Genomic DNA, 13,438 nt, shown 5'->3' on the forward strand with positions numbered 1-13,438 from the left:
TAAATCACAGGGTGCTCATGGAGTTCCCCGCAAGGGGTGGGACGGGAACGTGACGCGCCCTACAGTTAAGGCAAGCCTCATCTAAGAAGCGCCACATCAAAGGAAGTTGGACGTGGGGACCTCGGCGGTCCGGGCGGCGAAAGGCCCCCGCGCAGCACTTTTGGCCGTGCTCAGCGGCGCGGCCCTGCTCGCCCTGAGCGCGCTGTCCATGGCGTACGGCGCCCTCGGCGTCCCCCTCGACCAGGTCTGGCACACCCTCCTCGGCGACGCCCCCAACCCCCGCGTCCACGACGTGATCTGGTCGGTACGGCTGCCCCGCACCGCCCTCGGCCTCGCCACCGGCGCCGCCCTCGGCCTCTCCGGCGCGCTGATGCAGGCCCTCACCCGCAACCCGCTCGCCGACCCGGGCATCCTCGGCGTCAGCGCGGGCGCCGCCTTCGCCGTCGTCCTGTCGGTCGGCGTGCTCGGCATCGGCTCCGTGCACGGCTACATCTGGTTCGCCTTCGCCGGGGCCCTCGCCGCCAGCGTCCTCGTCTACCTCCTCGGCGGCCTCGGCCGGTCCGGCTCCACCCCGGTCAAACTCGCCCTCGCCGGGGTCGCGGTGACCTCCCTGCTGTTCTCCCTGACCAGCGCCGTCGCGCTGACCGACCCGGACGCCCTGAACCGCTACCGGTTCTGGTCGGCGGGCTCCCTCGCCCACCAGGACGACCGCGTCCTGCTGCGCGTCCTGCCGTTCCTCGCCGTCGGCGCGGCCCTCGCGCTCGCCCTCGCGCCCGCCCTGAACAGCCTCGCCCTCGGCGACGACGTCGCCAAGTCGCTCGGCCTGAAACTGGGGCTGATCCGCGTCCAGGGCGTCATCGCCGTCACCCTGCTCACCGGCGGGGCCGTCGCCGTCATTGGGCCCGTCGTCTTCGTCGGCCTGGTCGTGCCGCACATCGTCCGCGTCCTCGCCCAGTACGCCGGGCTCGGCCCCGACCACCGCTGGCTGCTGCCCCTGTCGGCCGTCCTCGCGCCCTGTCTGCTGCTCGCCGCCGACATCGCCGGACGGCTGATCGCCAGGCCCGTGGAGATCCAGGCCGGGATCCTCGTCGCCTTCGTCGGCGGCCCGTTCTTCATCGCGCTGGTCCGCCGCCGCCGACTCGCGGAGCTGTGAGCCCATGACCACCGACCTCACGGGACCCCCGCCCCCGGCGCCGCCCCGCACCGCCCGCCGCCTCACCTTCCGGCTGTCCGCGCCGCCCGTCTCCGGCGTGCTGCGCCCCCGGATGCTGACCGTCACCCTCGCCCTCACGGCCGTCGCCTTCCTGGCGTTCTGCGTGGAGACCGCGACCGGCGACATCTCTCTGCCCCTCACCGACGTGCTGCGCGCCCTCGTCGGCGCCGCCGACCCCGGCACCGAACTCATCGTCCACGAACTGCGCCTCCCGCGCGCCCTCGCGGGCCTCCTCGTCGGCATCGCCTTCGGCATCGCGGGCGCCCTGCTGCAGACGATGACCCTCAACCCGCTCGTCAGCCCCGACATGATGGGCCTCACCCAGGGCGCCGGGACGGCCGTCGTCGCCGGGATCGTCCTCGGCTGGGACAGCGGCCCGTCCACCCAGACCCTCGGCCTGCTCGGCGCGCTCACCGCCGCCCTCGTCGTCTACCTCCTCGCCTGGAAACGCGGCGCCACCGGCTACCGCATCGTCCTCGTCGGCGTCGGCGTCGCCTGGATCTGCACCAGCGCCACCGACTTCCTCATCGCCCACGGACGGCAGTTCCAGGCGCAGGCCGCGCTCGGCTGGCTGGTCGGCAACCTCAACGGCCGCACCTGGGACCAGATCCGCCCGCTGCTGTGGGCCCTGGTGGTGCTGGTGCCGGTCGCGGTGGTGCTGGGGCGGCAGCTGCGCACCCTCCAGCTCGGCGACGACGTCGCCCGGGGCCTGGGCACCCGCGTCCAGCTGGTGCGGGTGTCGGTGCTGCTCGTCGCCGTCGGCCTGGTCGCCTTCGGCACCGCGGCGGCCGGACCGGTCGCGTTCGTCGCGCTCGCCGCCCCCCAGGTCGCCCAGCGGCTCGCCGGTACGGCCGTACCACCGCCGCTGGCCTCCGGACTGACCGGCGCCGCGCTGGTCCTGACCGCCGACCTCATCGCCCGCCGGCTCGTCCCGGACACCGAACTCCCCGTCGGCATCGTCACCGGTGTGCTCGGCGCCCCGGTACTGCTGTGGCTGCTCGTCCGCGCCAACCGCGCGGGTTCAGGAGGCTGATGACGTGAAGGACCACCACGAGATCCCCTCGGACCGCCCCGAGCTGCGCGCGACGGCCCTGCGCCTGGCCTACGACGACCGGATCGTCGTCGACGGCCTTGACCTGGCGATACCCACCGGCAAGGTCACCGCGATCGTCGGCGCCAACGCCTGCGGCAAGTCCACCCTGCTGCGCGCCCTCGCCCGGCTGCTCACCCCGAAGGGCGGCGCCGTCCAACTCGACGGCCGCGACGTGCACGCCATCCCCACCCGGGTGCTCGCCCAGCGGCTCGGCATTCTCCCGCAGTCACCCGTCGCGCCCGAGGGGCTCACCGTCATCGACCTGGTGGGACGCGGCCGTTCCCCGCACCAGACCTGGTGGCGGCAGTGGTCGGCCGCCGACGAGGAGGCCGTGCACGAGGCGCTGCGGGCCACCGCGCTGACCGGTCTCGCGCACCGCGCCGTTGACGAACTCTCCGGCGGGCAGCGGCAGCGCGCGTGGATCGCCATGGCGGTGGCGCAGGGCACGCCCGTGATGCTGCTCGACGAGCCGACGACGTATCTCGACCTCGCCCACCAGATCGACGTCCTCGACCTGGTCGCTGACCTCAACCGGCAGCAGGGCCGCACCGTCGTCATGGTGCTGCACGACCTCAACCAGGCCGCCCGCTACGCCGATCACCTCGTCGCCATGAAGGCGGGCCGGATCGCCGCCGAGGGCGACCCGGCCGACGTCGTCACCGCCGAACTGGTCGAGGACGTCTTCGGGCTGCGCTGTGTGATCGGGCAGTGCCCGGTCAGCGGCATGCCCCTGGTGGTGCCGATCAGCCGCCACCATGCCGAGGCGGACGCGGTCCCGGTCTCCGGCACCACCACCGGCTGACGTTACGGACGGTCCGTCAGATAGCCGCCCATCGTGCGGAAGTAGTCCGTCGCCGCGTACTCCGTGCCGTCCTGAGTCCGCACCCGCCGCACCACCAGACCCGGCAGCCGCCCGGACCGCGCCCCGGCCCCGGCGACGATGACGACACCGTCGCCCTCGCGGATGAAGATGCGCCCCGGGGTGCCGCCGTAACGGCCCTCGGACACGGCGGCCGACAGGATCCGCAGCCGCTCACCGCGGTGGTACGTGAAGGCGTTCGGATACGGGTCCGACTGGGCCCGCACGAACCGCTCCAGATCCTCGGCGGGCCAGGTCCAGTCGATTCGGCTGTCCGTCAGGGACCGTTTGTGGAAGAAACTGGCCCGGGAGCGGTCCTGCGGTGTCCACACCGCCCGGCCGGAGGCGATCAGGTCGAGGGAGTCGGTGACGAGCGGGCCGATCAGGTCGACCGTGCGGTGGAAGAGGTCGGTCGCGGTGTCCGCCGGGCCCACCGGCACGGCCCGCTGCAACAGGATGTCGCCGGTGTCCAGGCCGGTGTCCATGCGGTGCGCGGTGACCCCGACCTGCTTCTCGCCGTTGATGAGCGCCCAGATCAGCGGGGAGAAACCGGCGTAGGACGGCAGCAGCGAGTCATGGATGTTCAGCGTGCCGTGCGGCGGCAGGCCGAAGATCTCCGGGGGCAGCCAGGTGCGCCAGTTGTTGGCCACGATGATGTCCGGCGCGGCCTCCTTGAGCACCCGCAGCAGTTCGTCGTCGTCGGGCCGGCTGCGCAGCAGCACCGGCACACCGTGCTTCTCGGCGAGATCGGAGACCGAGTCGCTCCAGATCCTCTCGTACGCGTGGTCGCTCTTCGGGTGGGTGACGGTCAGGACCACTTCGTGCTCGGAGTCCAGCAGTGCTTGAAGCGTTCGGTGTCCCCACGTCTGGTAGCCGAACATGACGACCCGCATATGAGCCCTCCTCAGCCATTGCTAGGTAAGGCTTACCTTATCTAACATGTGCCTGCTTGGGGGAGGCCGTGTTCCCGCTTGGGGGGGCGCTGTGCTCCCCTTCATCACGGGAGGCGATGACGCGGTGACTTCGCTGCACAGCGGGCCGGACTCCATCTACGACCTCTTGGGCATCGGTTTCGGCCCATCGAACCTCGCACTCGCGATCGCGCTGAGGGAACACGGCGCGACGCCGCACGAAGGGACCGGCCCGCGCGTCGGATTCCTGGAGAAACAGCCTGCCTTCGGCTGGCACCGGGGCATGCTCATCGACGACGCCACCATGCAGGTGTCCTTCCTGAAGGACCTGGTGACGATGCGTGACCCGACCAGTGACTTCAGCTTCCTCTGCTATCTGCGCGACCGCGGCCGACTGGTCGACTTCCTCAACCTCAAGACGCTCTTCCCCCTGCGCGTGGAGTTCCACGACTACTTCGAGTGGGCCGCCGCCCGCGTCGGCGAACTCGTCGAGTACGGCGCCGAAGTGGTCTCCGTGAAGCCCGTCACGGAGGACGGCGAGATCCGCTACTACGACGTCACCAGCCGCGACGCCACCGACCCAGGACGGCTCACCGTCCGCCGCGCCCGCGCCCTCTGCGTGGCCACCGGCCTGGAACCCCACCTGCCACCCGACGCCGTCAGGTCCGAACGCGTCTGGCACACCAGCGAGTTACTCCCACGCGTCGCCGAACTCACCCGCTCCGGCGCCTCGGTGCGCCGCGCCGTCGTCCTCGGCGCCGGACAGAGCGCCGCCGAGGCCGTCGACTACCTGCACCGCCGCTTCCCCGACGCCGAGATCTGCTCGGTCTTCGCCAAGTACGGCTACACACCCGCCGACGACAGCCCCTTCGCCAACAAGATCTTCGACCCCGAGGCCGTCGACCTCTACTACGGCGCCCCCGCCGAGGTGAAGCAGTCCCTGCTCGACTACCACCGCGGCACCAACTACTCCGTCGTCGACATGGACCTGATCGAGTCGCTGTCCCGCACCATGTACCAGGAGCGGATCCAGGGGCGGCGACGGCTGCGGATGATGAACGTCTCCCGCATCCGCGAGGTGGAACCCCGCGACGACGGCGTCCGGGTCACCGTCGAGTTCCTGCCGACGGCCGAACGCGAGGACCTCTCCGCCGACCTCCTCGTCTACGCCACCGGGTACCGGCCGCAGGGCATCGGCGACAACCTCGGTGAGGTCGGCAAGCTCTGTCTGCGCGACGAGGAGGACGCGGTGCGGGTGGGGCGCGATCACCGGGTGGTGACCGCGCCGAACGTCACCGCGGACATCTATCTCCAGGGAGGTACCGAGCACACGCACGGGCTGACGTCGACGTTGCTGTCGACGACTGCCGTGCGGGCCGGGGAGATCTGTGCGTCATTCCTGGCTGGACGGGGGCTTGGCGCCCGGTAGTCGCTGCGGGTCCGTCGTGGCCGGTCGCGCGGTTCCCCGCGCCCCTTTCAGGGCGTTGCCCCGCCGTCTCCTGAGCGGCGCAGCGGCGACTGCCGTCAGCAGCAGTACGGCGCACAGCACCGCCAGCGTGCCCGGGCCCGCGGCGTCCACCGCGTCGGCCAGGGTCCGCTGGACCGTGCCCGCCCCGTCGACCACCGGGTCCGTCGTCAGGGGATCGCGCTGGACCCGGATCTCGTACCAGCCGTAGTACGCGACGTACGCGCCCACCAGCACCAGCAGGCCGCCGCCCAGGCGGGGCGCCACCGCACCCGCGCGGCGCAGCCGGGTCACGGCGGTGGTGCGGGTGAGGGCCACCGTCAGTGAGGCCGCACCGACGATCAGGCCCATCCCGGCGGCGTAGGCCACGAACAGGGCCACGCCCTCGCCGGTGGACCCGCCGCGGAAGGCCGAGACGACGATCGCGAGGAACGGCGCGATCGTGCAGCCCAGCGACGCGGCGGCGTACGCCATGCCGAACAGTGCCATCGCCGGGACCGAGCGGCTCAGCTTCGGCGCCCGGCGCATCTTCGGGGCCAGCGCGGGCAGCTGCCGCCCGGCGAGCAGCCATGCCCCGGCCACCGCCATCAGCAGCCCGAACCCGACCGTGAACCACGGCAGCCGCTCCTGCACCTGCCCGGCGACCGGCTGGACGGCCAGCCCGAAGATCCCGAAGAGCGCGGCGAACCCGAGCGTCATCGACGCCGTCGCCAGCAGCGCCCGTCCGACCGCGACCGTCCGGCCGGGACCGTCGTCGCCGAGGACGAGCAGCGACAGATAGGCGGGCAGCAGCGCGAACCCGCACGGGTTGACGGCGGCCAGCATGCCCGCGCCGAGGGCCAGCGCCAGCGGCAGATCACTCACCGCCGGTCAGCCGGTGAGCCCGGCGACCTTGCCGGACAGGCCCTCGCCGCCCGGCAGCACCCCCTCGTAGACGGTTTCGCCGTCCTTGTCGAGGATCACGTACCGGCTCTGCTCGGTCACCTCGAACCGCTTCCACACCTCACCGGCCTCGTCGGACAGGTGCGGGAAGGAGCCGGTGCCGGTCTGGTCGACGAAGTCGCGCATGGCGTCATTGGAGTCGAGGCCCGCCACGCCGACGACGTTCGCCTTGCCCTCGTACTCCTCGGCGACCTTGGCGGTCTCGGCGGCCTGGGCGCGGCACTTGGGGCACCAGGGTGCCCAGAACCACAGCACGGTCGGGCGCCCCGCGAGCGTGGCGGCGTCGAACGGCTCGCCGTCCACGGTCGTCCCGGTGAACCTCAGCACCTCCGGCACCTCGGACGACCCCGCCACCCCCGTACCGGCGTCGCTCGCCGTCGTCTCCGGCGCGGCGGGCGAGGAGGCCCGCCCCGCCACGTCCCCGGAGTCCGGCCCGTCCTCGCTCCCGCACCCCACGACCGTGAGCGACACGACGGTCAGGACGGCTGGCAGCAGGGTGCGGGTACGCATCGACGGCTCCTCGGGCTCGCTCGGTGAACGAGGCGACTGTAGGTCGCACGGCCCCGCCACGCCCCCGGTCGCCTCCTTACGGTTCGATGACGTCGGACGCGGCATCCGGCATGCATGGGCCGCCGCACCGTCGGGTACCCGGTGGCGCATGCAGTTCCGTGACCGCAGGCAGGCCGGGCAGGAACTGGCCGGACGGCTGCGCATCCTCCAGGAGAAGGGCGCGCTCGCGCACCCCGTCGTCCTCGCGCTGCCCAGGGGCGGCGTCCCGGTGGCCCGCGAGGTCGCCGAGGCCCTGGAGGCGCCGCTGGACGTGGTGGTGGCCCGCAAGATCGGCGCACCCTTCCAGGAGGAGCTGGGCGTCGGCGCGATCGTCGGCGACGAACCACCGGTCTTCGACGCCCGCACCCTGGACCAGCTGGGCCTCAGCGAGAGCGAACTGGCCGGGACCGTGACCCGGGAACGCGAGGAGCTGCACCGCAGGGAGCGGCTCTACCGGCACGGACGCCCCGGGCCCGAGCTGCGCGGACACACCGCCATCGTGGTCGACGACGGGCTGGCCACCGGAGCCACCGCCCGCGCCGCCGTGCGCTGGGTGCGCACCCAGGAACCCGAACAGATCGTGCTGGCCGTGCCCGTCGCCTCCCCGGAGGCGGCCGAGTCGCTGCGCGCGGAGGCCGACGACGTGGTCTGCGTCCAGCGCCCGCACGGCTTCATGGCCGTCGGCGCCTGGTACGAGAACTTCGACCAGCTCACCGACGACGACGTGCTGGCCGCCCTGGAGGACGGCTGAGGGGAAACACCGATGACCTCGCCCACCCGGGTCGGCACCGTGATCGTCGGCGTCGACGACACCGCGTACTCCTGGCTCGCGGCGGACTGGGCGGCCGCCGAGGCCGAGCTGCGCGGCGACGTGCTGCGCGTCGTGCACGCCGTGGGCGGCGACGGGGACGCCGCGTCCGAGGCGCGCGTCCTCGACGCGGCGGCGAGCGTGCTGGACGACGCCGAGGTCAGGATCGTCACCGACCGCCCCGCCCTGCGCATCGACACCGTCCTCGCCCGCGACGACCCCGCGGACGCCCTCCTCACCGCCGCGCGGGACGCCGACCTCGTGGTCGTCGGCACCCGGGGGCGCGGCGGCTTCGCCGGGCTGCTGCTGGGCTCGGTGAGCCTGAAGGTCGCCGCCCACGCCGACCGTCCCGTGGTGGTCGCCCGAGGAGCGCCCAGGAAGGCCACGGGCAGCATCGTCGTCGGGGTACGGGACGCGGGCGACGAGGACGCCGTACGGTTCGCGCTCGCCGAGGCGCAGACACGCGGCGCCGGGGTGCGGCTGGTGCACGCCTGGACGCCGTTCGTCCGCTCCGGGCTGACCGTGCCGCAGCCGAGCCAGCTCGACGACGAACAGCGCCTGCACGCCCGTCTCCTCAACGGCGCCGCCCGCCCGGTCGCCGACCACCCAGGGGTGCACGTCGACACCGAACTGATCATCGGCTCGCCCGCCGCCGCCCTCGTCGACGCCTCCGCGCGGGCGGCCCTGCTGGTGCTGCCCCGGCACCCGCCCCGAGGGCTCGGGCTGCGGCTGGGCTCCGTGGTGCACGCCATACTGCACCACGCGGACTGCCCCGTCGCCGTCGTGCCCACCGCCCCCGACTGACCGCCGAACACGGCGAGGCCCCGATGAACGCCACCCGCACCGCACCCCCGCACCTCGTCGAGGTGCGGCCCTACCGCTACCGCATCGAACCGCGCGGCGCCATGCGGGTGCCCGGCGTCGTCTTCGCCTCCCGCGAACTGCTCGCCGACGCCGAGCAGTCCCTCGCCCAGGTCGCCAACGTCGCCACCCTCCCCGGCATCGTCACCGCCTCGTACGCCATGCCCGACATCCACTGGGGCTACGGCTTCCCCATCGGCGGCGTCGCCGCGACCGACGTCGAGGACGGCGGCGTGGTCTCGCCCGGCGGCGTCGGCTTCGACATCTCCTGCGGGGTACGGCTGCTCGCCGCCGACTGCGACCGGCGCACCCTCGGCCCCGCCCTGCGGCAGGTGATGGACGGCCTGGACCGCGCCATCCCGCGCGGCGCGGGCCCCGGCGGCGTCTGGCGGCCCAGCGGCACCGGCGAACTGGAGCGGATCCTGCGCGGCGGCTCCCGGTACGCCGTCCAGCAGGGCTTCGGCGAGGAACGCGACCTGGTCCGCTGCGAGGACGGCGGCGCGGTCGCCGACGCCGAGGTGACCGAGGTCGGCGAACGCGCCCGCGAACGCGGCCTCGGCCAGGTCGGCAGCCTCGGCTCCGCCAACCACTTCCTGGAGGTCCAGCAGGTCGACGAGGTCCACGACACCGCCGCCGCGACCGCCTTCGGGATCGCCCCCGGCCAGATCTGCGTGATGATCCACTGCGGCTCCCGAGGACTCGGCCACCAGATCTGCACCGACCACGTCCGCCTGATGGACCGGGCCATGAACCGCTACGGCATCACCGTCCCCGACCGGCAGCTCGCCTGCACCCCTGTGGAGTCGCCCGAGGGGGAGGCCTACCTGGGCGCGATGGCGGCCGCCGCCAACTACGGCCGCGCCAACCGCCAGCTGCTGTCGGACGCCACCCGACGTGTCTTCCGGCAGGCGGCCGGGGTGCGGCTGTCCCTCGTCTACGACGTCTCGCACAACCTGGCCAAGCTGGAGACCCACGAGGTGGACGGCGCCCGGCGCCGCCTATGCGTGCACCGCAAGGGCGCCACCCGCGCCTTCCCGCCCGGCCACCCCGACCTTCCCGACGACCTGCGGTCCACCGGGCAGCCGGTGCTGATCCCCGGCACCATGGGCACCGCCTCCTACGTGCTCGCCGGAGTGCCGGGCGGGGACGCCTTCCACTCCACCTGCCACGGCGCGGGCCGCCGGATGAGCCGCCACGAGGCCGCCCGCACCGTCACCGGCCGCGAACTGCGTGCCCGGCTGGAACAGCACGGCATCGCGGTCCGCCCGCGCTCCTGGCGCGGCCTCTCCGAGGAGACCCCCGAGGCCTACAAGGACGTCGCCGCCGTCGTCGCGGCGAGCGAGGGCGCGGGCCTGTGCCGCACCGTGGCCCGCCTCGTGCCGCTCGGGGTGGTGAAGGGCTGAACGGGTGGCTCGGCGGTGCCCATGGCCGCAGGGGGCGCTCAAGGGCCTGGCCGTTGCCGTCAGCGGGGTGCGGGCCCGTGGGTGGTGCCGGTTGGGGTGTGAGGGGCTGAGCGCAGGCGTGCCCGCCGGCGGCCGGGCGCGTCACGCGTCGATCGTCACCGCGCACGACCAGCCGTAGGGGTCCGGGCCCATCCGCAGCTCGTGCCAGGAGACCGCCTTCGGCACCGCCCCGGTGATCTCGACGTCGGAGAGCCCCGCGACGGCCAGCCGCACCTCGAGGCCGCCGCCGGGGCCACGGACATGCCCGGCCGCCACGTCGACGGGGACCTGGCCGTAGACCTCCATGCGGTAGATGACCTCGTCCAGCAGTCCGGCCAGCAGCTCCGCGTCGCCCGGCCCGGTCGGCCGCAGCCGCTCCACCGAGGAGGGACGGACGTCCGCCACGTCGGCGAAGCACTCCACCATCCCGACCACCGCCTCCGCCAGACAGCGCTCCCGGCTCGCGCCCCACGCCTCGATGCGCACGTCCGCTGTGTGCGGCAGCGCCCGGTGCCCGCTCGCACCCCGCCGCCGGGCCTCCACCACGTCGTCCGGGTCCCCGACCATGCCCCCCGACTTCCCACCCGCGCCCGTTCCACACGCGGCGGATGTCAGCCCAGCGCCCGGTCCAGGTTGAAGGCCGCGCTGATCAGCGACAGATGGGTGAAGGCCTGCGGGAAGTTGCCCTGCTGCTGCCCCGTGTGGCTGATCTCCTCGGCGTACAGGCCCAGATGGTTGGCGTAGGTCAGCATCTTCTCGAACGCCAGCTGCGCCTCCTCCACCCGACCGGCGCGGACCATGGCCTCCACGTACCAGAACGAGCAGATCGAGAACGTGCCCTCGTCGCCGCGCAGCCCGTCCGGGCTGGCCTGCGGGTCGTAGCGGTAGACCAGCGAGTCGGAGACCAGTTCCCGGGTGAGTGCGTCCAGCGTCGACAGCCACTTGGGATCGGTGGGCGCGATGAACTTGGCCAGCGGCATCATCAGCACGGCCGCGTCCAGCACCTCGCTGTCCTCGTGCTGCACGAAGGCACCCCGGCTCTCGCACCAGCCCCGGCTCATGATCCGCCGGTAGATGGTGTCCCGGCAGGTCTGCCAGCGCGGCAGGTCGGCGGGGAGCCCGCGCCGGTGCGCCATCCGCACGGCCCGCTCGATCGCCACCCAGCACATCAGCCGTGAGTACAGGAACTTCCGGCGCCCGCCACGGGTCTCCCAGATGCCCTCGTCGGGCTGGTCCCAGTGGTCGCACACCCAGTCCACCAGCGCGCACACGTTGTCCCACTGGTCGCTGGAGATGGGCTCCGCCCACTTGTCGTAGAGGTAGATCGAGTCGATGAGGGCGCCGTAGATGTCGAGCTGGAGCTGCTGGGCGGCGCCGTTGCCGACGCGTACCGGCGCGGAGCCCTCATGGCCCTCCAGATGGGCGAGTTCGCGTTCGGTCAGGTCGGTGCGGCCGTCGATGCCGTACATGATCTGGAGCGGGCCCGACGGGGCGCCGTCGCCGGAACTGATGTGCCGGGTCACGAACTGCATGAACTGAGCGGCCTCGCCGGTGAAGCCGAGCCTGAGCATGGCGTACACACAGAAGGCGGCGTCGCGCACCCACACGTACCGGTAGTCCCAGTTGCGCTCGCCGCCCAGCCGCTCGGGCAGGCTGGTCGTCGGCGCGGCCACGATGGCGCCGGTCGGCGCGTAGGTGAGCAGCTTCAGGGTGAGCGCGGAGCGGTGCACCATCTCCCGCCAGCGGCCCCGGTACTTCGACGCGGACAGCCAGCGCCGCCAGTACGCCACCGTCTGCCCGAACTGGTGGTCGGCCTCCGCGATCGGGCACCCGCGCGGCTCGGTCGCGCCGCCGACCTGGTCGAGGGCGAACACCGCCGTCTCACCCTCGGCGAGCTTGAACTCGGCCGTCACGTCGGAGCCGTCGGTCTCCAGCGGCACCGTCGCGGTGAGCGCGAGACCGAGGCCGGTGGACTCGAACACCGCCACGTCGTCCTCGAGGCGCAGGGTGTGCGGCCGTGCGCCGTAGTCGAAGCGGGGCGCCACCCGGGCCCGGAACGGCAGCGCGCCGCGCACGCACACCACCCGCCTGATCAGCCGGTGCCGTTCCGCCTCCGCGGGGTCCTCGGTGACGGGCATGAAGTCCTGCACCTCACCGACGCCGTCCTCGGTGTAGAACCGGGTGATCAGGACGTTGGTGTCGGGGAAGTAGAACTGCTTGGTCCGGGCCGGGACACCGGCCGCCAGCTCGAAGCAGCCGCCCTTCTCCGCGTCCAGGACCGCGGCGAAGACGCTGGGCGCGTCGAAGCACGGACAGCAGTACCAGTCGATCGTCCCGTCGGTGCCGACCAGCGCCACGCTGCGCAGGTCCCCGATCAGCCCGTGCTCGGCGATCGGCAGATACCGCCGCCGGTCCGCGCCGACCCCGCCGTCCCTCGCTGTTGTGACCATCGCCGCCTCCCGGCCCCGAGCGACCGCACCGTTCCAGCTTAGGCCCGCTCACGCCGGTGCGGTCAGACGGCGACGACCCGCAGCCCCGCCTCCTCGAACCGGCGGACCGTGACGTCGTCCGCTGCCACGTCCGTGACCAGTGTGTCCACCGCCTCGGTGGCGCAGATCCGGGCGAAGGCGCGGCGGCCGAGTTTGCTGGAGTCGGCGGCGACCACCACCCGCCCGGCACGCTCGCACAGCAGCCGGTTGACCGCGGCCTCCGCCTCGTCGTGCGCGGCGGCGCCCTGGTCGGCGTCGAAGGCGACCACGCCGAGCACCGCCACATCGAGGGTGATCTGCCCCAGTACCCCGTCCGCGAGCGGCCCGACCAGCTCGTACGACTGCGCCCGCGCCACCCCGCCGGTCACCACGATCTTGAACTGGGGGCGCACGGCCAGCTCGCCCGCGATGTTGAGGGCGTTGGTGACCACGGTCAGCGCGGGCGAGCCGGACGTGAGGTCCGCGCGCTCGGCGAGGGCGCGCGCCACCTCGGTCGTGGTCGTGCCGCCGGTCAGCCCGACCGCCTCACCGGGCGCGACCATCCCGGCCACCGCCCGGGCGATGCGCTGCTTCTCGGAGGCGCGCCGCGCGCTCTTGTACCGCAGCGGCAGCTCGTACGACACCCCGTGCACGACCGCGCCGCCCCGGGTGCGGACCAGCATCTGCTGCTCGGCGAGCTGGTCGAAGTCGCGGCGGATCGTCGCGGCCGACACCGACAGCTCGGCGGCCGCCTCCTCGACGTCCAGCCGCCCCCGCTCGACGAGCAGCTCCAGCAGTGTCTTCCAGCGGGCGTCCCGCGACATGGG

Annotated in this window: 13 protein-coding genes; 7 read left to right on the top strand and 6 right to left on the bottom strand. The window is 73.2% G+C overall.

What is annotated here, in order from left to right; translation table 11 throughout:
* The first annotated feature begins 112 nt into the window (after nucleotides 1–112).
* From KBY47_RS06480 to KBY47_RS06490, 3 genes are read left to right on the top strand one after another with little or no spacing between them, the layout of a single operon-like run.
* A complete protein-coding gene (locus KBY47_RS06480; RefSeq protein WP_210919975.1) occupies nucleotides 113–1,153 on the top strand; it encodes an iron ABC transporter permease in 1,041 nt (346 codons plus the stop codon).
* A gap of 4 nt (nucleotides 1,154–1,157) precedes the next feature.
* Complete coding sequence (locus tag KBY47_RS06485) at nucleotides 1,158–2,246, top strand: iron chelate uptake ABC transporter family permease subunit (protein ID WP_210919976.1); 1,089 nt, start codon at nucleotides 1,158–1,160, stop codon at nucleotides 2,244–2,246.
* A 4-nt stretch (nucleotides 2,247–2,250) separates the two neighbouring features.
* Entirely contained in the window at nucleotides 2,251–3,108 is an 858-nt protein-coding gene (locus KBY47_RS06490; RefSeq protein ID WP_308405065.1) for an ABC transporter ATP-binding protein, read from the top strand.
* 2 nt (nucleotides 3,109–3,110) lie between these two features.
* Here the strand turns inward: KBY47_RS06490 and KBY47_RS06495 are convergent, their stop codons facing one another.
* Nucleotides 3,111–4,058, bottom strand: a complete 948-nt coding sequence (locus KBY47_RS06495; RefSeq protein ID WP_210919977.1) for a methionyl-tRNA formyltransferase — start codon at nucleotides 4,056–4,058, stop codon at nucleotides 3,111–3,113.
* Between the two features lie 124 nt (nucleotides 4,059–4,182).
* Here KBY47_RS06495 and KBY47_RS06500 point away from each other — a divergent pair, with 124 nt between their 5' ends.
* Nucleotides 4,183–5,505 carry a lysine N(6)-hydroxylase/L-ornithine N(5)-oxygenase family protein gene (locus KBY47_RS06500; protein ID WP_210919978.1) on the top strand — a complete coding sequence of 441 codons (1,323 nt, stop codon included), beginning with the start codon at nucleotides 4,183–4,185 and terminating at the stop codon, nucleotides 5,503–5,505.
* On the opposite strand, the gene KBY47_RS06505 is transcribed toward KBY47_RS06500, so the two are convergent.
* Together KBY47_RS06505 and KBY47_RS06510 are read right to left on the bottom strand one after the other, a co-directional pair.
* Nucleotides 5,470–6,405, bottom strand: coding sequence for a cytochrome c biogenesis CcdA family protein (locus tag KBY47_RS06505; RefSeq protein ID WP_210919979.1), 936 nt, complete (start codon nucleotides 6,403–6,405; stop codon nucleotides 5,470–5,472). The two genes, KBY47_RS06500 and KBY47_RS06505, sit on opposite strands and share 36 nt — an antisense overlap.
* 6 nt (nucleotides 6,406–6,411) lie before the next feature.
* Nucleotides 6,412–6,993, bottom strand: a complete 582-nt coding sequence (locus KBY47_RS06510) for a redoxin family protein (protein WP_210919980.1) — start codon at nucleotides 6,991–6,993, stop codon at nucleotides 6,412–6,414.
* A 148-nt stretch (nucleotides 6,994–7,141) separates the two neighbouring features.
* Between KBY47_RS06510 and KBY47_RS06515 the strand changes: the two genes are divergently transcribed.
* Genes KBY47_RS06515 through KBY47_RS06525 form a run of 3 tightly spaced genes read left to right on the top strand, consistent with a single transcriptional unit; the run spans nucleotide 7,142 to nucleotide 10,104 of the window.
* Nucleotides 7,142–7,783: a phosphoribosyltransferase gene (locus KBY47_RS06515; protein WP_210919981.1), complete on the top strand. Its 642-nt coding sequence runs from the start codon at nucleotides 7,142–7,144 to the stop codon at nucleotides 7,781–7,783.
* A gap of 12 nt (nucleotides 7,784–7,795) precedes the next feature.
* Nucleotides 7,796–8,644, top strand: a complete 849-nt coding sequence (locus KBY47_RS06520; protein WP_210919982.1) for a universal stress protein — start codon at nucleotides 7,796–7,798, stop codon at nucleotides 8,642–8,644.
* A gap of 23 nt (nucleotides 8,645–8,667) precedes the next feature.
* Nucleotides 8,668–10,104, top strand: a complete 1,437-nt coding sequence (locus KBY47_RS06525; protein WP_210919983.1) for an RtcB family protein — start codon at nucleotides 8,668–8,670, stop codon at nucleotides 10,102–10,104.
* Nucleotides 10,105–10,245: 141 nt separating this feature from the next.
* Here the strand turns inward: KBY47_RS06525 and KBY47_RS06530 are convergent, their stop codons facing one another.
* The 3 genes from KBY47_RS06530 to KBY47_RS06540 form a co-directional block, all read right to left on the bottom strand.
* On the bottom strand, nucleotides 10,246–10,710 hold the full coding sequence (locus KBY47_RS06530; protein ID WP_210919984.1) for an archease: 465 nt from the start codon (nucleotides 10,708–10,710) through the stop codon (nucleotides 10,246–10,248).
* 44 nt (nucleotides 10,711–10,754) lie between these two features.
* Complete coding sequence (locus KBY47_RS06535; RefSeq protein ID WP_210919985.1) at nucleotides 10,755–12,593, bottom strand: glycoside hydrolase family 15 protein; 1,839 nt, start codon at nucleotides 12,591–12,593, stop codon at nucleotides 10,755–10,757.
* A 62-nt stretch (nucleotides 12,594–12,655) separates the two neighbouring features.
* Nucleotides 12,656–13,435, bottom strand: coding sequence for a DeoR/GlpR family DNA-binding transcription regulator (locus KBY47_RS06540; RefSeq protein ID WP_210919986.1), 780 nt, complete (start codon nucleotides 13,433–13,435; stop codon nucleotides 12,656–12,658).
* Nucleotides 13,436–13,438 lie beyond the last annotated feature (3 nt).

The sequence above is a fragment of the Streptomyces sp. B93 genome (genome assembly GCF_018070565.1).
In the GTDB taxonomy this organism is placed as follows: domain Bacteria; phylum Actinomycetota; class Actinomycetes; order Streptomycetales; family Streptomycetaceae; genus Streptomyces.

Excerpts from the sequence above, each read along its gene's own strand:
- KBY47_RS06535 (WP_210919985.1), bottom strand. The coding sequence starts at position 12,593 with ATGGTCACAACAGCGAGGGACGGCGGGGTCGGCGCGGACCGGCGGCGG.
- KBY47_RS06520 (WP_210919982.1), top strand. The coding sequence starts at position 7,796 with ATGACCTCGCCCACCCGGGTCGGCACCGTGATCGTCGGCGTCGACGAC.
- KBY47_RS06515 (WP_210919981.1), top strand. The coding sequence starts at position 7,142 with ATGCAGTTCCGTGACCGCAGGCAGGCCGGGCAGGAACTGGCCGGACGG.
- KBY47_RS06540 (WP_210919986.1), bottom strand. The coding sequence starts at position 13,435 with ATGTCGCGGGACGCCCGCTGGAAGACACTGCTGGAGCTGCTCGTCGAG.
- KBY47_RS06525 (WP_210919983.1), top strand. The coding sequence starts at position 8,668 with ATGAACGCCACCCGCACCGCACCCCCGCACCTCGTCGAGGTGCGGCCC.
- KBY47_RS06530 (WP_210919984.1), bottom strand. The coding sequence starts at position 10,710 with ATGGTCGGGGACCCGGACGACGTGGTGGAGGCCCGGCGGCGGGGTGCG.
- KBY47_RS06510 (WP_210919980.1), bottom strand. The coding sequence starts at position 6,993 with ATGCGTACCCGCACCCTGCTGCCAGCCGTCCTGACCGTCGTGTCGCTC.
- KBY47_RS06495 (WP_210919977.1), bottom strand. The coding sequence starts at position 4,058 with ATGCGGGTCGTCATGTTCGGCTACCAGACGTGGGGACACCGAACGCTT.
- KBY47_RS06485 (WP_210919976.1), top strand. The coding sequence starts at position 1,158 with ATGACCACCGACCTCACGGGACCCCCGCCCCCGGCGCCGCCCCGCACC.